The 17,847-nt window shown below is 69.4% G+C and carries 18 protein-coding genes and 2 pseudogenes; 9 read left to right on the forward strand and 11 right to left on the reverse strand.

The window, feature by feature from the left end; translation table 11 throughout:
- Positions 1 to 18 precede the first annotated feature (18 nt).
- From OG747_RS33140 to OG747_RS33185, 10 genes are all read right to left on the reverse strand, one after another.
- Positions 19 to 918: a TauD/TfdA dioxygenase family protein gene (locus OG747_RS33140; RefSeq protein WP_405883039.1), complete on the reverse strand. Its 900-nt coding sequence runs from the start codon at positions 916 to 918 to the stop codon at positions 19 to 21.
- 97 nt (positions 919 to 1,015) lie between these two features.
- Entirely contained in the window at positions 1,016 to 1,180 is a 165-nt protein-coding gene (locus OG747_RS33145; RefSeq protein ID WP_405883040.1) for a hypothetical protein, read from the reverse strand.
- The gene (locus OG747_RS33150; RefSeq protein ID WP_405883041.1) at positions 1,177 to 2,532 is read right to left on the reverse strand and encodes an LLM class flavin-dependent oxidoreductase; all 1,356 of its coding nucleotides are present in this window, start codon (positions 2,530 to 2,532) and stop codon (positions 1,177 to 1,179) included. Before OG747_RS33150 ends, OG747_RS33145 begins: the two co-directional genes overlap by 4 nt.
- Positions 2,533 to 2,648: 116 nt before the next feature.
- On the reverse strand, positions 2,649 to 3,608 hold the full coding sequence (locus OG747_RS33155; RefSeq protein WP_405883042.1) for an ABC transporter permease: 960 nt from the start codon (positions 3,606 to 3,608) through the stop codon (positions 2,649 to 2,651).
- Positions 3,605 to 4,507, reverse strand: coding sequence for an ABC transporter ATP-binding protein (locus OG747_RS33160; RefSeq protein WP_405883043.1), 903 nt, complete (start codon positions 4,505 to 4,507; stop codon positions 3,605 to 3,607). Before OG747_RS33160 ends, OG747_RS33155 begins: the two co-directional genes overlap by 4 nt.
- A gap of 4 nt (positions 4,508 to 4,511) precedes the next feature.
- Positions 4,512 to 5,579: an ABC transporter substrate-binding protein gene (locus OG747_RS33165; RefSeq protein WP_405883044.1), complete on the reverse strand. Its 1,068-nt coding sequence runs from the start codon at positions 5,577 to 5,579 to the stop codon at positions 4,512 to 4,514.
- Positions 5,580 to 5,854: 275 nt separating this feature from the next.
- On the reverse strand, positions 5,855 to 5,938 hold the full coding sequence (locus OG747_RS33170) for a putative leader peptide (RefSeq protein WP_106972604.1): 84 nt from the start codon (positions 5,936 to 5,938) through the stop codon (positions 5,855 to 5,857).
- A 225-nt stretch (positions 5,939 to 6,163) separates the two neighbouring features.
- Positions 6,164 to 7,393, reverse strand: coding sequence for an acyl-CoA dehydrogenase family protein (locus tag OG747_RS33175; protein WP_405883045.1), 1,230 nt, complete (start codon positions 7,391 to 7,393; stop codon positions 6,164 to 6,166).
- A gap of 13 nt (positions 7,394 to 7,406) precedes the next feature.
- A complete protein-coding gene (locus OG747_RS33180; protein WP_405883046.1) occupies positions 7,407 to 7,976 on the reverse strand; it encodes a winged helix-turn-helix domain-containing protein in 570 nt (189 codons plus the stop codon).
- A gap of 301 nt (positions 7,977 to 8,277) precedes the next feature.
- Positions 8,278 to 9,324: an amino acid ABC transporter permease gene (locus OG747_RS33185; RefSeq protein WP_405883047.1), complete on the reverse strand. Its 1,047-nt coding sequence runs from the start codon at positions 9,322 to 9,324 to the stop codon at positions 8,278 to 8,280.
- 763 nt (positions 9,325 to 10,087) lie between these two features.
- Between OG747_RS33185 and OG747_RS33190 the strand changes: the two are divergent.
- The 6 genes and pseudogenes from OG747_RS33190 to ssuE form a co-directional block, all read left to right on the forward strand.
- Positions 10,088 to 10,240 (forward strand): annotated as a pseudogene (locus OG747_RS33190) (GNAT family N-acetyltransferase); the annotation flags it as partial.
- On the forward strand, positions 10,237 to 11,193 hold the full coding sequence (locus tag OG747_RS33195) for an ABC transporter substrate-binding protein (RefSeq protein ID WP_405883048.1): 957 nt from the start codon (positions 10,237 to 10,239) through the stop codon (positions 11,191 to 11,193). The pseudogene OG747_RS33190 and the gene OG747_RS33195, both read left to right, overlap by 4 nt.
- Before the next feature lie 21 nt (positions 11,194 to 11,214).
- Positions 11,215 to 12,243: an amino acid ABC transporter permease gene (locus OG747_RS33200; RefSeq protein WP_405883049.1), complete on the forward strand. Its 1,029-nt coding sequence runs from the start codon at positions 11,215 to 11,217 to the stop codon at positions 12,241 to 12,243.
- Positions 12,240 to 13,025, forward strand: a complete 786-nt coding sequence (locus tag OG747_RS33205) for an amino acid ABC transporter ATP-binding protein (RefSeq protein WP_405883050.1) — start codon at positions 12,240 to 12,242, stop codon at positions 13,023 to 13,025. Before OG747_RS33200 ends, OG747_RS33205 begins: the two co-directional genes overlap by 4 nt.
- 36 nt (positions 13,026 to 13,061) lie before the next feature.
- Positions 13,062 to 14,045: an ABC transporter substrate-binding protein gene (locus tag OG747_RS33210; RefSeq protein WP_405883051.1), complete on the forward strand. Its 984-nt coding sequence runs from the start codon at positions 13,062 to 13,064 to the stop codon at positions 14,043 to 14,045.
- A 90-nt stretch (positions 14,046 to 14,135) separates the two neighbouring features.
- Positions 14,136 to 14,693 carry an NADPH-dependent FMN reductase gene (ssuE, locus tag OG747_RS33215; RefSeq protein ID WP_405883052.1) on the forward strand — a complete coding sequence of 186 codons (558 nt, stop codon included), beginning with the start codon at positions 14,136 to 14,138 and terminating at the stop codon, positions 14,691 to 14,693.
- An 84-nt stretch (positions 14,694 to 14,777) separates the two neighbouring features.
- Here the strand turns inward: ssuE and OG747_RS33220 are convergent.
- Positions 14,778 to 15,054 (reverse strand): annotated as a pseudogene (locus tag OG747_RS33220) (NAD(P)H-dependent oxidoreductase); the annotation flags it as partial.
- A 294-nt stretch (positions 15,055 to 15,348) separates the two neighbouring features.
- Here OG747_RS33220 and OG747_RS33225 point away from each other — a divergent pair.
- The 3 genes from OG747_RS33225 to OG747_RS33235 all read left to right on the forward strand — a co-directional run bounded on the left by OG747_RS33225 (position 15,349) and on the right by OG747_RS33235 (position 17,799).
- Positions 15,349 to 16,308: a glutathione S-transferase C-terminal domain-containing protein gene (locus tag OG747_RS33225; protein ID WP_405883053.1), complete on the forward strand. Its 960-nt coding sequence runs from the start codon at positions 15,349 to 15,351 to the stop codon at positions 16,306 to 16,308.
- 106 nt (positions 16,309 to 16,414) lie between these two features.
- Positions 16,415 to 16,522 (forward strand): putative leader peptide, encoded by a 108-nt coding sequence (locus OG747_RS33230; RefSeq protein WP_405885814.1) that lies wholly within the window; start codon positions 16,415 to 16,417, stop codon positions 16,520 to 16,522.
- Positions 16,523 to 16,596: 74 nt separating this feature from the next.
- On the forward strand, positions 16,597 to 17,799 hold the full coding sequence (locus tag OG747_RS33235) for an LLM class flavin-dependent oxidoreductase (protein WP_405883054.1): 1,203 nt from the start codon (positions 16,597 to 16,599) through the stop codon (positions 17,797 to 17,799).
- Positions 17,800 to 17,847 lie beyond the last annotated feature (48 nt).

The raw sequence follows: 17,847 nt of genomic DNA on the forward strand, positions 1-17,847 counted from the left end.
GCCCGGCGGCCGTGGGGTTCAGGCCGCGGCGGGCGTGTAGTGGGAAGCGTCGTCGCCCTCGATGACGTGGCTGAGGGTGCCGTCGACTCCCGCGGGGACGTCGCCCGCGACGGTCACCCGGTGCAGCAGGCGTGGCAGGTCGCCGTAGTCGTCGGGGGCGTAGTGCTGGGTGATGCGGTTGTCGAACAGGACGAGGTCGCCCGGCGTCCAGGCCACCCGCACGATGTTCTCCGGGCGGGTGACGTACGACTGGAAGATGCGCAGCAGGTCCCGGGAGTCGGACGGGCCGAGGCCGACGAGGCTCTGGGCGAAGCCGCCGATGAACAGCCCGCGCTCCCCGGTCTCGGGGTGGACGCGGACGACCGGGTGGGCGGTGCGGTACTTGCGTGAGACGAACCGCTTGCGGTGCTCCGCCGCCTTCTCGCTCTTCGGGGCGGCGTAGTCGTAGGCATTCGTGTGCACCGCCCAGAGTTTGTCGGCCAGCTCGCGCAGCGGCTCGGGCAGGTCCCGGTAGGCGGCCGCCGAGTTGGCGATGAGGGTGTTGCCGCCGTAGGGCGGGACCACGATGCTGCGCAGCGTGGACGCCTTCGGGGGTGTACGGACGAAGGTGACGTCGGTGTGCCAGTGGTTGGCGCGGATGCCCTCGTCGCCGTCGACGGGCAGGATGTGGGGCTGGCCGTCGACGGCGGGGACGGTGGGGTGCGCGGTGGTGAGTTCGCCGAAGAGGGAGGCGAAGCGGAGCTGGCCCGCATCGTCGAGGTTCTGGTCGCGGAACACGAGCGCCTTGTGTTCCAGGAGCGCGGAGTTGATCTCGATGACGACGGCGGGGTCGAGGCCGGTGGAGAGATCCACGCCGAGGATCTCGGCGCCGATACGGCCGCCGATCCTGCGGATGTCGAAGCCGGTGCTGGTGGTCATGTGCGGGTGTTCCTTTCAGGAGGTGATCAGTGGGGAGGTGATCAGTCGGGAGGTCGTCAGGAGGTGATGGGCAGGGAGGTTCCCTTGGACCCCGGCATCAGACGCCGGTACCGGCGGAGGCGGTGGCGCCGCCTGTGCCGCAGTAGCCCTTGTCGGAGAGGACGGCGTCCGCTCCGTCCTGGGCCGTCTTGAGCGCGACCCATGTGGCTGCGGGGCCGCCGCCGACCACCAGGACGTCCGTGGTGAGGTCCAGCCCGGTCATGCGGGCCGCCCTTCTGCTGCGGCCGCCGCGGCCAGCCGGTTGGCGGGGCGGGCCAGGCCGTAGTTCTCGCGCAGGGTGCGACCGGTGTACTCGGTGCGGAAGAGGCCGCGCCGCTGCAGGATCGGCACGACGTGGTCGACGAAGTCCTCCAGGCCGCCCGGCAGATGGGGCGGCATGATGTTGAAGCCGTCGGCGGCACCCTGGGTGAACCACTCCTCGAGCTGGTCGGCTATCTGCTCGGGGGTGCCGGCGAACACCCGGTGACCGCGGCCGGCACCGAGGCGGGCGACGAGCTCGCGCAGGGTGAGGCCGTCGCGGCGGGCGAGTTCGGCGACGAGCGTGAAGCGGCTCTTGTTGCCGTTGATGTCCCGCTCCTCGGGCAGCTCGGGCAGCGGCCCGTCCAGCGGCAGCCCGGTCAGGTCGGTACCGAGCATGCCGGACAGCTGGGCGAGCCCGTACTCGGGCACCTGAAGGTCCGTCAACTCCTGTTCCAGTGCTCGGGCTTCCGCCTCGGTCGAGCCGATCACGGGGGCGATGCCGGGAAGCACCAGCAACTGGTCCTCGGCGCGGCCGTAACGGGCGAGCCGTGACTTGAGGTCCTTGTAGAAGGCTTGGCCGTCGGTGAGGGTCTGCTGGGCGGTGAAGACGGCCTCGGCGTACTGAGCGGCGAACTCCTTGCCGTCCTGCGACGAACCGGCCTGCACCAGCAGGGGGTATCCCTGCGGGGTGCGCGGTACGTTCAAGGGTCCCTGCACCCCGAAGTATTCTCCGCGGTGGTTGATCTCCCGCACCCTGTCGGTGTCGGCGTAGATGCCGCGCTCACGGTCGAGCAGGATGGCATCGTCCTCCCAGCTGTCCCACAGCTTGGTGGCGACCTCGACGAACTCCCGTGCCCGCTCGTAGCGCAGCCGGTGCTGCAGGTGCTCGTCCTGCCCGAAGTTGCGGGCCTCGTTCACGGTGCCGGAGGTGACGATGTTCCAGCCGGCCCGGCCCCCGCTGATGTGGTCCAGGGAGGCGAACTTGCGGGCGGTGTGGAAGGGCTCGTTGAAGGTGGTGGAGACGGTGGCGATCAGGCCGATGTGCTCGGTGACCGCCGCGAGGGCGGACAGCAGGGTGAGCGGTTCGAAGCCGCCGAGCGCGTTGTGCCGGACCTTGCCCCACAGGGCGAGGCCGTCGGCGAGGAAGACCGAGTCGAGCAGGCCGCGCTCGGCGGTCTGCGCGAGCTGCTGGAAGTAGCGCAGATCGGTGACGCGTTCGGGCTGGGTGCGGGGGTGCCGCCAGGCGGCGTCGTGGTGGCCGGCGTTCATCAGGAAGGCGTTGAGGTGGAGCTGACGGGGGCTGGTCGCGGTCATGGCGTTCCTCGGATCGGGGGCAGCGAGACGATCGGGAGAGGGAAGAGATCGGGAGAGGGAAGAGATCGGGAGAGGGAAGAGATCGGGGAAGACAGCGGGGCGAGAGGGCGGCCGAGTCAGCCGCCGACCGGTACGCGCCAGGAGCTGAGCCGCCGCTCCACGGCCACCAGGACCTGGTTGAAGGCGACGCCGATGGCGGAGATCGTGACGATGCCCGCGTACATCTGCGGGATCGCGAAGTTGTACTGCGAGGCGTTGATCAGATAGCCGAGCCCCGCCTTGGCGCCGATCATCTCGGCCGCGACCAGCACCAGGATGGACACAGCTCCGGACAGCCGGATGCCGGTGAAGATCACCGGTACCGAGGAGGGCAGGATGACCTTCTGGAACAGACGGGGCGCGGACAGGTCCATCGACTTCGCCAGCTTCAGCAGGGTCGGGTCGACGTTGCGGACCGCGCTGATGGTGTTGAGCAGGATCGGCCAGGTGCACGCGTACACCACGATGGAGATCTTCGAGGTCTCGCCGATGCCCAGTAGCAGCACGAAGACCGGCAGCAGGGCCAGCGCCGCGGTGTTGCGGAACACCTCCAGCAGCGGGCCGAGAAGGTCGGCGACCGGCCGGTACCAGCCGATCAGCAGGCCGAGCGGCACGGCGACGGCCACGGCGAGGCCGAATCCGCTGAACGAGCGCACCAGGCTGGCCCGTGCGTTGTCGGCGAGCTGGCCGTCGGCGGCCAGCCCCCACCAGGCACGGGCGACCTCGCTGAACGGCGGCAGGAAGATCCGGTCGACCAGGCCGAGTCGCGGTGCGGTCTCCCACAGCAGCAGCAGCGCCACGATCGCCGCGGACTTGGTCGCCCCCCTGACCAGCAGGTGCGGCAGTCGGCGGACCGCCCGGCGGAAACGGCCCGTCGAGGAGGGGACTCGGCGCATGTCCGACGGGGATGCCCCGGGTGGGGCGGACGCGGCGGACGTGGCGGACGTGGCAGGGGAAGAGGCCCGGACGGGCTCGGCGGCGCTCACAGAGTCTGGCGCCGTGGTCTTCTCGGTGGCCGTGCCGATTGTGGGGCTCATGCGGAAGCCTCCTCCTTCTCCAACTGCTGGGCCCTGGCGACCTCGTCGCGCAACAGCGACCAGATCTCGTGCCGGTATCGGGCGAACTCGGGACTGGAGCGGAGGTCCTCCGTCGTCGTACGGGAGTCGAAGGCGACCGGCACCATTTGCTTGATGCGGCCCGGCCTCGACGTCATGACAGCGACGCGCTGTCCCAGGTAGACGGCCTCGTCGATGCCGTGCGTGATGAAGACGACGGTCTTGCCGGTGCGCTGCCAGATGCGCAGCAGTTCGTCCTGCAGCGACTCCCGGGTCTGGGCGTCCAGCGCCGCGAACGGCTCGTCCATCAGCAGGACATCGGGGTCGTAGGCGAGGCTGCGGGCGATTGCCACCCGCTGCCGCATCCCGCCCGACAGTTCGTGCGGATGGCGGTCCTCGAACCCGGTCAGGCCGACCAGATCCAGGAACTCCCGGGCCTGTGCGGGACGTTGACGCCGTGGGACACCGGTGGCCTCCAGGCCGAACTCGACATTGCCCTGCGCCGTGCGCCACGGCAGCAGCGCATACTGCTGGAACACGATGCCTCGGTCCAGCCCCGGGCCGGTGACGGGTTCGCCGTCCAGCAGGATCCGTCCGTCGGTGGGCCGGGCGAGGCCGCCGAGCAGATCCAGCAGCGTCGACTTTCCGCAGCCGCTGGGTCCCACCAGGACGACGAACTCGCCTGCCGCTATCTCCAGGTCGATGCCGTCGAGGGCGGTGAACCGGGTTGTCTGCCCGGCTCCGGCACGGTCCGTGCCCGCTCGGCCCTTCCCGGCCCGGTCCTTGACGGTGAAGTCCTTCCGCACGCGCTCGAACACGATCTTGGGTGTGGTGGATTCCTTCGTGGATTCCTTCGTGGAATCCGTGGTGGATTCGGGCATGGGATCAGCTCCCGCTCGTCGTGGCGGAGGAGGCCGGTGAGGAAGGCTGTGCGCCGCCCTTGCCGGCGGCGTTGAACTCATTGGTGTAGAGGTCCGACAGCGTGACCTGGCCCTTCTTGATGTCGCCGCGCTCAACCAGCCAGTCGATCCACAACTGGAGTTCCTTGCCGGTGATCCGGCCGGCCGTCTCGGCGACTCCATAGGACCGCCAGTACTTCAGGGGTGCCGTGTCCTCGTTGCGGCCACGCTTCTTCACGATGTCCGTCATCCGGGCGATGACTTCTTCGTGCGGTGTGGAACGGGACCACTCGATGGCCCGGCCCACGGCGGTGACGAAGATCCGGGCCGTGTCGGGGTTCTGCTTCAAGAAGCGGTCCGTCATCACGTACGTGCCGGCGCTGAACGCGCCGAGCAGTTGATAGTCCGTGAACAGCGGGCGGATGCCCCCGGCGGCCAGGGCCTTGTCGCGCAGGATGCCGCCGAGCACGGCCACATCGATCTGCTTCTGCCGCAGCGTCTGCTCGGTGTTGACCGGAGGCACCACGAGTGGCTCGGCCTTGCCGATCTCCGCCCGGGACAGACCGCCTCGCTGCAGATAGATGTCGAGCATCGCCTCGGAGTGGGCTCCGAGCGTGTTCATCCCGACCTTCTTGCCGATCACATCGCGGGCCGAGTGGATGGGGCTGTCCTTGAGGACGTAGAAGCCGTTGTAGGCGTACTTGTCGGAGCCGTAGTAGCTGATGACGGCCTTGACGGGGGCCTTGTTCGCGGCCAGTTTGACGACCGCGCCGTTGAAGGCGCCGCCGAAGTCGACCTGGTCGGTGGCCGCGGACTGGATGTCCTGCGGCCCGCTGATCGTGTTGCCGACCCACTTCAGCTTCACGTCTTCCAGATAGCCGAGATCCTCGGCCAGCTCCGGCAAGGTGACCTGGCCCGCGGCGCCCTGGTATCGGAGCGTCTTGGTCTGGCCCTTGCCGGAAGTGGCTCCGGTTGCGGTGCCGCAGCTCACGGCCACCGCCGAAAGACCGAGCAGAGAGAGGAACTGGCGTCGGGTCGATACCGTCGTGGCCATGGAAAAGTCCTGTTCATGCGAATGGGGACGGGCGTGGAATCGGCGGGCGTGCTTCCTGAAATGGCGAGAGGTGGCGCCTGGAGGGGTTCTTTGGCACGAAGAAGCCCCAGCCGGAAGGAGAGCTCGGCAGTTGAGTGCGGCGAGGCGGACACCGAATGGGGAAAGAGGCCTCATCAGGAATGCCCGCGAGGAATCAGTGATCTACGGCAACAGCGGCATAGTCGTAGCGGCCGACTGTGAAATGGAGCGGGAGAGAGCAGCGCCCGTCAGCGGGTTCAGCGGCCGACGGCACAGATGGCGCTGGCCTGACGTCGCAGATCGACGTGCAGGCGCGCGGCGAGGTTCTCGGACTTGCTCACAGCCAAGAGAGTTGCAGCGAAATCCGGCCAAGTCAACGTCGCGTGCGCATACGTCTCATATTCTCAACCGTCCGACATATGAGTGAAGTGCGGCGTTCACAATTGCCCGCATGCCAGGTTGCGTGGCGAATGCCTCCCATGCCGAGTCGGCTGGGAGATACCGGGCCCAATTCATCGTGGAGCATGCGCGCCTTGTCATTGATCCGGCGCTCCAGGGCCTCTCGGTCAGACAGGCAGGACGAACGGAGGGTGCGCACCGTTGAGGAAGTAGTCCCCGACATCGCGGAGTCGGTGGGCGACGGGCTCGTACAAGGTGTGGGTCCGGGCATTGCGCCAGAAGCGGTCGAAGCCCAGCCGCGATGACGCGGAGCGGGCGCCGATGATGTCGAGGGCGCGGGCGGTGGACTCCTGCGCAGCCCGGGAGGCGGCGGCTTCGGCCATGGCCACGAGGACAGAGATCTCCGCGTACTCGTCGTAGGTGAGGTCTTCGCCGCGTGCCAGCCCGTCGTGCACGGCTTGCAGTGCTTGATCGGTGAGCGCGGACGCGGAGCGGGTGAGGACGGTGAGTTCTCCGTAGGCGGTCAGCACCTGCGGGTCATGGGGGGAGCCGACCGGCCAGGCGGGGTGCCAGGGTGAGTGGCCGGCCCTGCTGTACTCACGGGCTTCGGCGAGCACTCCCTCGGCCATGCCGAGACGGAGCTGGACCGAGAGAAGACGCCCGACCGGCGATGCCAGAGCAGCAAGGGGCGACAGAACGTCCTCGTCCGCGGACAGGGAGCCGAGTACGTCGTCGGCGGCGACCGGTACGGCGTCGAACTCCACGCTGCCGCCGGCCGCGAGCCGCTGGCCGAAGGTGTCGGCGTCGCCGTCGATCCCCACGCCGTGGCGGGCGGAATCGACGACGACGGCGAGTGGTTCGCCGGTGTCGGCTCGTACGGCCCGCACGGCGAGGCGGTCGGCGACCAGGACCCCGGTGGCGTAGCTCTGCCGACCGTCGAGCACATGGCCATCGGCTGTCTTGGTCAGTGTCAGAGGCGGTTCCTGACGGGCGAGACCGCCACCCCAGCACCACTGCTCCGCCGCGGACTGCCGCTCGACCTGCGCGGCGAGAGCGGGCTCGGTGAAGAATCGGGCGCTCCACGACAGGAAGTAGTGACAGCCGAGCAGTTGACCGATCGCGCCGTCGGCCGCGGCGATCTCCCGGACAACGGCATAGGCCGTGGGCCAGTCCGCGCCGCCTCCCCCGAGCTCGGCCGGTATCAGGAGCGTCAGCAGTCCCGCCTCGCGCAGCCGGGACACCTCGTCGAACGGGGCCTTGCCTGCCTGCTCCCTGGCCACCGCGTCCGTGGCCAGGTCGTCCGCCGCCTCGCCGGCCACGCGCAGCCAGTGCGCACGGCCGGGCCCGGTTCGGTCGGACTCCGAGGCGGGGCCGGACGGCGCGGCGGCAACGCCCATGGCAGTGGTCTCCTCAAGGTCGGTGGCAAGGTGCGGTGTTGGAGTTCTCTTGCTGGTCGGGCACGTACTTGTAGCCCACACGCCGTACGGTGACGATCCGGTGCCGGTGATCCGTGCCCAGCTTGCGGCGCAGCCGCGCGATGTGGACATCCACGGTGCGACCGTCGCCCATGTGGCCGTAGCCCCATATGCCGGCCATCAGCTGCTCGCGCGAGTGCACTTGGTGGGGGTGCAGAACGAGATGGGCGAGCAGCCCGAACTCCAGGTAGGTGAGGTCGAGTTCACGTCCGTCCACCTCTGCGACATGTCGCGCGGGATCGATGCGGACGGCACCGCCTCCCGTCCGCCGCACAGGGGGTGAGTCCGTGTAGGTGACCGGTCGGATCTCCGGGCGGGTCACGTCCTTGGCGAAGAGCTGGGCGGGATCGGTGCCCTCGGGGACGAGCACGAGGTAGCCGACGAGGGGTGCGGAACCGTGTTCCTCGGTGCCGCTCTGTGCGGCGTCGCCCACGAGGCGGAGATGGCGCATGTCGGGGAGTGGCGAATCCGATGGAGTGGCCTGGGCCGGAGGTGCCGTGGTCATGGCGGTCGTCCTTCAGAAGTACGTCGGGCCATCAGGCGCGGTGGGTGGGTTCGCCTGATCGCCTGGGATGAGAGAGAAGGAGCGGAGCGGCACGCGCAACGTGTGAGCCGCGTACCCTACGCGCGACAGCAGGCGGCGCTGACGACGTGACCAAAGTCGACATGCCGACGACGAACGAGTCGTTGCTGCGTGTGGGACATGTGCATCATCCTGCGCACCCGCCGGGCGGGTCGTCAATGCTTTCCTAGTAAATCGATAGGAAATATAGGGAACGCTGGGGAACGCAACACCGCGGGTGGGCTCACCGGTCACCGTCGACCGCCCGGCGGGCCTCGGGCGCGGTCGCCCTGTCCAGCCGGGCGAGAAGTGCGGCCAGATGGCCCCTGAGCCTTTGCGGAGGCGTGGGCGGTAGTGCGCGGGCGGAGCCACGTGCGTAGTGGTGCTCGACGTAGAACTGTCCCGCGCTGAGCACGGTCGTGACGGCGATGTACCAGAGGGTGGCGACCATCAGCAGCGGGATGACCTGGTAGGTCTGGTTGTAGACCAACTGCACCGAGTACAGCAGGTCGTGCACGGCCAGCACGCTGACGATGCTGGTGCCCTTCAGGGTGCCGATCAGCATGTTCCCCGCGGTCGGGACGATGGAGCGCATCGCCTGCGGGATGACGATCCGGCGCAGGGTGCGCCGCCTGCCGATGCCGAGAGCCTGGGCGGCCTCCGTCTGGCCGGAGTCGACGGAGAGGATGCCGCCGCGCACCACCTCGGCGGCGTAGGCGGCTTCGTGGAGGGTCAGGCCGATGACGGCGGTGAGGGTGGGGCCGAGCAGGTTGACCGTCTTGACGGTGACGAGCTGAGGCCCGAAGGGGATGCCGAGGCCGAGCGTCGGGTAGAGGGCGCCGATGTTGAACCAGAACAGCAGCTGCACCAGCAGCGGGGTGGACCGGAAGATCCACACGTAACCCCAACTCAGCGTGCGCAGCACCGGGTTGGCAGACAGCCGCATCACGGCCAGCGGGGTGCCGAGCAGGAAGCCGAGCACCGTCACCACGCCGGTCAGCCACAGGGTGAGCAGGAGCCCGTCGAGCACGGCGGCGGTGGTGAAGTACCGGCCGACGACGTCCCACTGGAAGGCGTGGTTGCGGACGACGGAGTTGACCACCATCGCGAAGACCAGCAGCACGGCGGCAGCGGTCAGCCGGCGGCCGACGTGCCGGCGCGGCACGATCCGCGGCAGATCGTCGTCGGGTACCGGGCGGCCCGGGGCGCGGTTGGAGGCTTTCGGGCGTCCCGCGGGTGGGACGGATTCGGTGGTGCGGGAGGGATCGGTGATGTCGGACGGCGAGACCATCAGGAGGCTCTCCAGGGGAGGGAGGCGCGGGCGTCGGTGACCACCCGGCGGCACAGGTGATCACCTGGCGGCACACGTACGTGGATTGCGGGCAGACACAGCGCGGGTATGGGGCGGTGGCTGGGTTTCGGCGTCATCACGCTCGCCGCGTCCCTCAACGCGGCCGGTGCGGCTGCCGCGCGCGGCGGAGCCCCTCCGGCCTCGATCGTATGTGTCCAACGCACGCATGTGTCAACCATGCGCGGGAACCGCTCAACGCCGGTCCGGCATCCGGGCCGTGGTTGACGGGAAGCGAGATGTACTGCTCAATTAATCGCATGAATGCCGAGCAGCGTCTGGTCACCCGTGACCACATCGACTTCGGTCGGGTGTGGTCCGCCGCGTGTTGCGCCTGATGCGGCAGCGGGCCGTCTGACCGGCCCTTCCCTCCCTCGGTGACCCCGTCGCGGGCCGAGTTCCTCCCTTCGCGGCACCGTCGTACGCATGCGCTGAACACGCGCTGAATCCGCGTACGGACGGTCCTGCGAGATCTGACACGCGCTGCCGCCGCCCGACCTCGCCCGGGGCCCATGCCCCGGCGTCATCACACCTGCTCGCCACCTGGTTCCCAGCACCCTGAAGCGCCGTCACCCCCGGCCGCACCGAGGGCTGTTCCGCCGTGCCCGCGTGCTGCCCACGGCCCGGCCCCGGAGGACTTGAGGAAAGGTCATCCCCCATGCCTGTGGAGTTCCTTGGCATCGCCGCCACCAACGACGGCTCCGATGGGCCGCGCCCGCCCGAGGCACGCGGCCTGCACCTGGCCACCGGCTACACCCCGCTGTTCGACACCGAGGCCGACCCGGAAACCATCGGCCCCCTGCCTTTCGAAAAGCACCTGCCGGCCGCAACACACCAAGGAAAGGCAGCCAACCTGTGAGCGTCCGTGGCATCAGAACACGTCTGCGCGTTGCCGCCACCATCGCGCTGCTGCCCGTACTGGCGCTGACCGCCTGTGGCTCCGGCGACACCTCCGGCACCACACCGGCGGGTGCCCAGGCATCCCCCGCACCGACCGACGACCCGGTCGCCTCCGTACGCAAGGTGGACTCCGTCGCCGCCCTGCTGCCCGCCGACGTCCGCAAGTCGGGCACGCTGCGGGTCGGCAGCTCGATCGGGTTCCCGCCCGGGGCGTATTACCCGAACGGGTCGGACAAGTCGCCCGCGGGCCAGGACATCGACATCGCGGACGCGGTGGCCAAGGTCCTCGGCGTGAAGTCGGAGCGGCAGGACGCCTCCTTCGAGACGATCCTGCCCGCCCTCGGCAGCGGCAAGTACGACTTCGGTACCGGAAACTTCGGCGTCACCACTGAGCGCCTGAAGACCATCGACTTCGTCACCTACATCAACGACGGCCAGGGCTTCGCGGTGAAGAACGGCAACACCGCGCTCAAGACGAAGGTCACGGACCTCACCCAGCTGTGCGGGCTGACCATCGGCACCGGAGCCGGTACCACTTTCGAGGCGACCCTCACCGCGCAGAAGGGGGTGTGCGCCAAGGCGGGCAAGAGGCCGTACGACGTGAAGGTCTACTCGGAGAACGGGGCGACGCTCACCGCGCTCCAGCAGGGCCGGATCGACGTGATCATGTCGACCATCAACGGCCTGCGCTACCAAGCGGCACAGCCCGCCTCGCAGACCACCTTCCTCGGTGAGTACCACCGCCTCGACGTCGGCTTCGCCTTCAAGAAGGGCTCCCCCCTCACCAGGGCGTTCCAGGCCGCCGTCAACGAGCTGATCAAGAACGGCACATATGCCCGGATCCTCAAGAAGTGGGGCACCTCCGCCTCCGCGATCGAGACGTCGCGGATCAACCCGCCCGAGCACACGTAACGAGTAAGCAGGAACGCCACGATGGGACTCACCACCGATTCCGCTGCCGCGCCACTCGGCGCGTCTTCCCCGGGCACCGGCCCCGAAGCCCCGCCCGGCCCGGACGACCCGGCCTCCCTCAAGGTCGTCCCCGCCCGCCACTACGCCCGCTGGGCGGCGGCTGTCGCCGTGACCGTGCTGGCCGCCCAGTTCGTGCACGGGCTGGCCACCAACCCGGTCTGGGAGTGGGGCGTCTTCAGCGATTACGTCCTGTCCGAGACGATCGTGCAGGCGGTGTGGGTGACCCTCCAGCTCACCGTCTACGCCACGGTGCTGGGCTTCCTCCTGGGCACCGTCCTGGCCTTCATGCGGCTGTCGCGCAGCCCGATGCTGGGGACCGTGGCCTGGACCTACATCTGGATCTTCCGGTCCATCCCGATGATCGTCCAGTTGGTGTTCTGGTTCAACCTCAGCGCCCTGTACCAGGAGTTGGGCCTCGGCATCCCCTTCGGCCCGGTGTTCTGGTCCGTCGACAGCAACAGCCTGATCGGCACCATTGGCGCCGCCGTCATCGGGCTGACGCTGCACCAGGCCGCCTACGCCGCCGAGATCGTCCGCGGCGGCGTCATCGCCGTCGATCACGGGCAGCTGGAGGCCGCCGCGGCGCTGGGCGTTCCCCGGCTGAGGCAGATCCGCCGGATCGTGCTGCCGCAGGCCATGCGCGCCATCCTGCCCACCGCCGGCAACGAGATCATCGGCCTGCTCAAGGGCACCTCGGTGGTCTACGTGATGTCCATCGGCGAGCTGTTCTACCGGGTGCAGGTGATCTACGGCCGCAACGGCCGGGTGATCCCGCTGCTGCTGGTCGCCACCGCCTGGTACGTGGCCCTCACCTCCCTGCTGTCGGTCGCCCAGTACTACGTGGAGCGGCACTTCGCCCGGGGTGCCAACCGCACCCCGCCGCCCACCCCGATCCAGCGCGCCCGCCGCTTCGTACGCACCCTGCGCGCGGCGGCCGCCCAGCGCAACCAGCCCGTCGTACCCCTGAAGCCCTTGGGAGACAGCCGATGAGCGACGTGACGGTGGACGCCGACGATGTGATGGTGGACGTCCACGGCGTCCACAAGAGCTTCGGCCCGCTGGAAGTGCTGCGCGGCGTCGACCTCCAGGTCCGCGCCGGCGAGGTCACCGTGGTCCTCGGCCCGTCCGGATCCGGAAAATCCACGCTGCTGCGCACCATCAACCACCTGGAGAAGGTCAACCGCGGCTGGATCAGCATCGACGGCGAACTCATCGGCTACCGCCGCTCCGGCGGCAAGCTGCACGAACTGAAGGAGAAGGACGTTCTGAAGCAGCGCACCCATATCGGGTTCGTCTTCCAGAACTTCAACCTCTTCCCGCACCTGACCGTGCTGGAGAACCTCGTAGAGGCTCCCGTCTCCGCGCTGCGCCGTCCGCGCAAGCAGGCGGAGGAAAACGCCCGACGGCTCCTTGAGCGGGTCGGACTCGCCGACAAGACCGACGCCTACCCGCGGCAGCTGTCCGGAGGCCAGCAGCAGCGCGTGGCCATCGCCCGTGCCCTCGCCCTCGAACCGAAGGTGCTGCTGTTCGACGAGCCCACCTCGGCGCTCGACCCGGAACTCGTCGGCGAAGTCCTCGACGTCATCAAGGACCTGGCCCGCACCGGAACCACCATGATCGTCGTGACCCACGAGATCGGCTTCGCTCGCGAGGTCGCCGACACCGTGGTGTTCATGGACGGCGGTGTCGTCGTGGAGCAGGGCCCACCCGCGGCCGTACTGGACGACCCGCAGCACGAGCGCACCCGCGCCTTCCTCTCCAAGGTCCTCTGACCCCCTCACCCTTTTCCACAGGCAAGGAGCACGACCATGTCCACCTCGATCACCCGCCGCACCACCGCGGCCGCGCTGGGACTGACCGCCGCCCTCGTCCTCGCCGCGTGCAGCAACCCCGATGACGGCGGCACGACCGAGGTCGCGGCCACCAAGGGCGCCGGTACGAAGATCAACCTGAGCCCTGACCAGCACCGCGTCACCACCGACAAGGTCGACTCCATAGCCGCCGAGGTCCCGGAGAAGATCCGCAAGAGAGGCACCCTGGAGATCGTCGGCTCGTCCGGCTCCGCGGCGCCCCTGACCTTCTACGCCAACGACAACAAGACCGTCATCGGCGTCGAACCCGACATCGCCCACCTGGTCGCCGAGGTGCTCGGCCTCAAACCGCACATCAACACGGTCTCCTGGGAGAACATCTTCGTCGGCCTCGACAGCGCCAAGTACGACGTCGGCTTCAGCAACATCACCGACACCGAGGAGCGCAAGGAGAAGTACGACTTCGCCACCTACCGCGAGGACAATCTGGGCTTCGAGGCGAAGAAGGGCAGCGGTCCGAAGGTCACCGGGCCCAAGGACGTGGCGGGCAGGACCGTCGCCGTGGGCAGCGGCACCAACCAGGAGAAGCTGCTGATCGAGTGGAGCAAGGAGGACGTGAAGGCCGGCCTGAAGCCGGTGAACATCAAGTACTACCAGAACGACAGCGACACCTACCTGGCCCTCCGGTCCGGCCGCATCGACCTCTACCTCGGCCCCAACCCGACCGCCGCCTACCACGCGGCCACCACCGGGAAGACCGAGGTCGTCGGCACCTACTCCGGCGCCGGCGCCACCCTCCAGGGCCTCATCGCGGCCACCACCAAGAAGGACAGCGGCCTGGTCAAGCCGCTCGCCGACGCACTCGACGAGATCATCCACAACGGCACGTACGCCAAGGTGCTGGAGCGCTGGGGACTGTCCGACGAGGCCGTGACCAAGTCCGAGATCAACCCGCCCGGACTGCCCAAGACCGACAAGTAGCCGTCGCAGGGACACGGGGCCGCATTACGCCGTGATACGCGGCCCCGCACCGCGATCCCACGCCAACCTCACGTTCCCGAAGGATCCGCCATGGCCACCGTCCTGTCCGTCTCCGGAAGTCCCTCCGCCACCTCTCGTACCGCCCGCCTGCTGCGCCACCTGGACCGGCGGCTCACGGCCCAGGGACATGAGGTGATCCCCCTGGACGTCCGCACCATCCCCGCCGAGGCTCTGCTCGGCGTCGACTTCCGGCACCCGGCGATCGTCGAGGCGACCGCGCTGTTCGACCGCGCCGAGGGGGTCGTGATCGGCACGCCCGTCTACAAGGCCGCCTACTCCGGGCTGCTGAAGTCCCTGCTGGACCTGCTGCCGCAGTACGCCCTGGCCGGCAAGACGGTCCTGCCGCTGGCGACCGGCGGGACCACGGCGCACGTCCTGGCGATCGACTACGCCCTGCGCCCGGTGCTCAGTTCCATGGGCGCCGCGCACATCGTCCAGGGCTGGTTCACGCTCGACAAGGACATCGCGGTGGGCGACGACGGCACCCTGACCGTCGCGCCAGGCGCGGCCGAGGCCCTCGCACAGGTCGTCGACCGGTTCTCCGAAGCCCTCGGCAGCCGTACGGCCCTGCTGGCGGCCACCGGATGAGCACCGTGACCGCCACCGCTCCCGCGTGTCCGCCGAGTGCGGCGGAGAACTGATCGGCGACGCGTTCGAGCGCCTCCCGGGCGGCGGCAGCAGATCGAGCAACGATTTCAGCGGTCCCGAGTACGAGGCCTTGTAGACCGGGCGCCGACGACGCCGCCACTGCGGACGTGCTCTGTGGCGCGGACGATCTCCGGGCTTCCGAAGTCCGCGTGCAGCAGGGCCTCGGCGGGGATGGTGCGGACGTCCAGCCGGATGACCTCGTGGTCCGGGCTGTGAGCCAGGCGTCCAGGTGGCGCAGCGGGCGGGCGGTGCGGGGAGGTGGGGGAGGCCCTCTTGACGAAGCTCGAAAGCCGCCGGACACTCCAGAACAGAATCCCTAGTGGACAGGTAGGAAATGACGAAGCGTCTGGAGTCGCCCACCGACCGTGCCCTGTGCGCGGCTCGGCCGTCTCTTCTCCTGACCTCCCGCCGCCACATCGATCTCCTGCGTGTCTGCAGCGCGGCGAGCCCTCTGCGCTGAACCGGCGGTGCCCACCGGCACCGCATCCCCGCCGCGTACGGGTACGCGCCGACGCCGCCGCGCGCCCATCACCCCACGTGCGCCGCCCGCCGCACCCCTGAGAACCAGAAGCCGGACCCGGACCCGGGGAGACACATGCCCGCCGCACCCTCGACCATCGTGCCGTCCCTCCCCTCCCTGCCGTCGTTCCGGGGCAGGATCGGTTGTGCCGCGAGCAGCGGCTACTACGCCGTGCCACGCCGCTACCGCCTCCACCTCTCGCTGTCCTGCCCCCACTGTCTGCGGATCGCCATCACACACAGCCTGCTCGGTCTGGGAGAGACCCTCCCGGTGGCCCTGTTGCCGGCCGTGCCCGACAGCCCCGACGGCGGACACTCCGCTCTGCGCCCGTTGTACGAGTCCAGTTCGCACCGGCATCCCGGGCCGGCCGTTGTACCGGTGCTGAGCGACGACTGGACGGGGCGGATCGTCAGCACGCACACGCCGGACATCCTCCGGGACCTGGCCCGGCACTTCGGAGGTGACGGCTCCGACCGGCCCGCCCTCTACCCGCACGGCGCGGAGGAGGAGATCGAGGCCGTCGGACGCCTCTGCGAGTACCGCATCAACGAAGCCGCACAGCACGCCGGGCAGGCTGACGCCGACGCCACGGCGCGTCAGACCGCCCTCAGTTCCCTGCTCCGCGTCCTGGGCTCACTGGAGTGGCGGCTCGCCACCCAGGACTTCCTCCTCGGCGACGAAATGACCGCCGCCGACGTGCAGTTGTGGGCGACCCTGGTGCAACTCGACACCGTGCACCGTCTGCACCTGGACGCCGCCGCGGTCCACCGCATCGCCGACCATCCGCACCTGTGGTCCTACGCACGGCGACTGGCCGCCCACCCCGCCTTCGGCACCCACCTCGACCTGGACGGCATCGCCCGCCGTCACCATGCCCACTGCCAAGGGCTGGAGGCCGCGGGGGCGGCGGTGCAGATCCTGGACTGGGTCGGGCACATCCCGGACGGGGCCACCGCCCAGCCCTCCCAGCAGTGTCCGGACGGTTTCATGGAACCGCAATACGCCCTCCACCTTCGTCCGTCCACCTCCGCCTAACCTGCGACGACATGAGGTCCTCCATGTCGGAGCGCGGCAGGGCCCGTTGCGAGCAGGACAAGCGACCGGAAGAGCGGAGGTGACGGTGTTGTCCCCCGTTTCCCGCGTGCTCGGCCCGGCTGCCGGGGTTCGCGCCGCGCATGGCTGCGTCCGCCTGTACTCCCGGCCCCACATCGACCTGCAACGGGTGGCCGGCGCCCTCTGTTGTTCCTGACCTGTTCCTCGCCGCTGAGCCCTCCGCATGAGGGCCGCTGATCACATACGGTCGACCAGGAAGGCACCCTTCTCGTGTCCGCATCTTCCCCTCTTCACCTTGCTGTGGCGCTGGACGGCGCGGGCTGGCACCCGGCCGCATGGCGCGAGCCGGGCGCCCGGCCCAACGACCTGTTCACCGGCGGTTACTGGGCCGACCTCGTGGCCGAGGCCGAAGGCGGCCTGCTCGACTTCGTGACGTTCGAGGACTCGCTCGGGCTGCAGTCCTCGCACCTCACGGAGCCGGACGGGCGTACCGACCAGGTGCGGGGCCGGCTGGACGCCGTGCTCGTCGCCGCCCGGGTCGCACCGATGACCCGGCACATCGGGCTGGTGCCGACCGTGGTCGTCACCCACACCGAGCCGTTCCACATTTCCAAGGCGATCGCCACCCTGGACTACGTCAGCACCGGTCGCGCGGGCCTGCGCATCCAGGTGTCGGCACGGCAGAACGAGGCCGCGCACTTCGGCCGCCGTACCTTCCCGCGTCTCGGCGTCGAGGACCGTGACACCCCGGCCGGCCGGAAGTTGACCGCCGAGCTCTTCGAAGAGGCCGCCGACTACGTCGAGGCGGTGCGCCGCCTGTGGGACAGCTGGGAGGACGACGCGGAGATCCGCGATACCGCCACCGGGCGCTTCATCGACCGCGACAAGCTGCACTACATCGACTTCGAGGGCCGGCACTTCAGCGTCAAGGGACCCTCGATCACCCCTCGGCCCCCGCAGGGACAGCCCGTCGTCAGCGCGCTCGCGCACCAGAGCGTGCCGTATCAACTGGTGAGCCGATCGGCCGACATCGGTTACGTCACCCCGCACGACACCGACCAGGCCCGCGCCGTCGTCGCCGAGATCCGTGCCGCCCAGGCCGCGGCAGGGCGGGCCGAGGAGCCGCTGTCCGTCTTCGGTGACCTGGTCGTGTTCCTGGACGCCGATCCCGCCGCGGCGTCGGACCGCAAGGCCCGCCTGGACGGCCTCGCGGGCTACGCCTACACCAGCGACGCCGAGGTGTTCACGGGTACGCCCGGACAACTCGCGGACCTCCTGCTGGAGTGGCGCCGGGCCGGCCTGAGCGGCTTCCGGCTGCGCCCCGGAGTGATCGGCCACGACCTGGAGCAGGTCACACGGGGCCTGGTGCCCGAACTCCAACGCCGAGACGCCTTCCGGCACGCCTACGAGGCGGACACCCTGCGCGGGCTGCTCGGGCTCACTCGCCCCGCCAATCGCTACACCGCTGCCTGAAGCCGGAGGAGTCGTACGACCATGACCAGGACGACCACGGGCACGCCG

The sequence above is a fragment of the Streptomyces sp. NBC_01384 genome, from assembly GCF_045040035.1.
Lineage (GTDB): Bacteria > Actinomycetota > Actinomycetes > Streptomycetales > Streptomycetaceae > Streptomyces.

What these genes read in the sequence shown, in the direction of transcription:
- OG747_RS33140 (WP_405883039.1), bottom strand. Translation starts at nt 918, where the DNA reads ATGACCACCAGCACCGGCTTCGACATCCGCAGGATCGGCGGCCGTATC.
- OG747_RS33145 (WP_405883040.1), bottom strand. Translation starts at nt 1,180, where the DNA reads ATGACCGGGCTGGACCTCACCACGGACGTCCTGGTGGTCGGCGGCGGC.
- OG747_RS33150 (WP_405883041.1), bottom strand. Translation starts at nt 2,532, where the DNA reads ATGACCGCGACCAGCCCCCGTCAGCTCCACCTCAACGCCTTCCTGATG.
- OG747_RS33155 (WP_405883042.1), bottom strand. Translation starts at nt 3,608, where the DNA reads ATGAGCCCCACAATCGGCACGGCCACCGAGAAGACCACGGCGCCAGAC.
- OG747_RS33160 (WP_405883043.1), bottom strand. Translation starts at nt 4,507, where the DNA reads ATGCCCGAATCCACCACGGATTCCACGAAGGAATCCACGAAGGAATCC.
- OG747_RS33165 (WP_405883044.1), bottom strand. Translation starts at nt 5,579, where the DNA reads ATGGCCACGACGGTATCGACCCGACGCCAGTTCCTCTCTCTGCTCGGT.
- OG747_RS33175 (WP_405883045.1), bottom strand. Translation starts at nt 7,393, where the DNA reads ATGGGCGTTGCCGCCGCGCCGTCCGGCCCCGCCTCGGAGTCCGACCGA.
- OG747_RS33180 (WP_405883046.1), bottom strand. Translation starts at nt 7,976, where the DNA reads ATGACCACGGCACCTCCGGCCCAGGCCACTCCATCGGATTCGCCACTC.
- OG747_RS33185 (WP_405883047.1), bottom strand. Translation starts at nt 9,324, where the DNA reads ATGGTCTCGCCGTCCGACATCACCGATCCCTCCCGCACCACCGAATCC.
- OG747_RS33200 (WP_405883049.1), top strand. Translation starts at nt 11,215, where the DNA reads ATGGGACTCACCACCGATTCCGCTGCCGCGCCACTCGGCGCGTCTTCC.
- OG747_RS33205 (WP_405883050.1), top strand. Translation starts at nt 12,240, where the DNA reads ATGAGCGACGTGACGGTGGACGCCGACGATGTGATGGTGGACGTCCAC.
- OG747_RS33210 (WP_405883051.1), top strand. Translation starts at nt 13,062, where the DNA reads ATGTCCACCTCGATCACCCGCCGCACCACCGCGGCCGCGCTGGGACTG.
- ssuE (WP_405883052.1), top strand. Translation starts at nt 14,136, where the DNA reads ATGGCCACCGTCCTGTCCGTCTCCGGAAGTCCCTCCGCCACCTCTCGT.
- OG747_RS33225 (WP_405883053.1), top strand. Translation starts at nt 15,349, where the DNA reads ATGCCCGCCGCACCCTCGACCATCGTGCCGTCCCTCCCCTCCCTGCCG.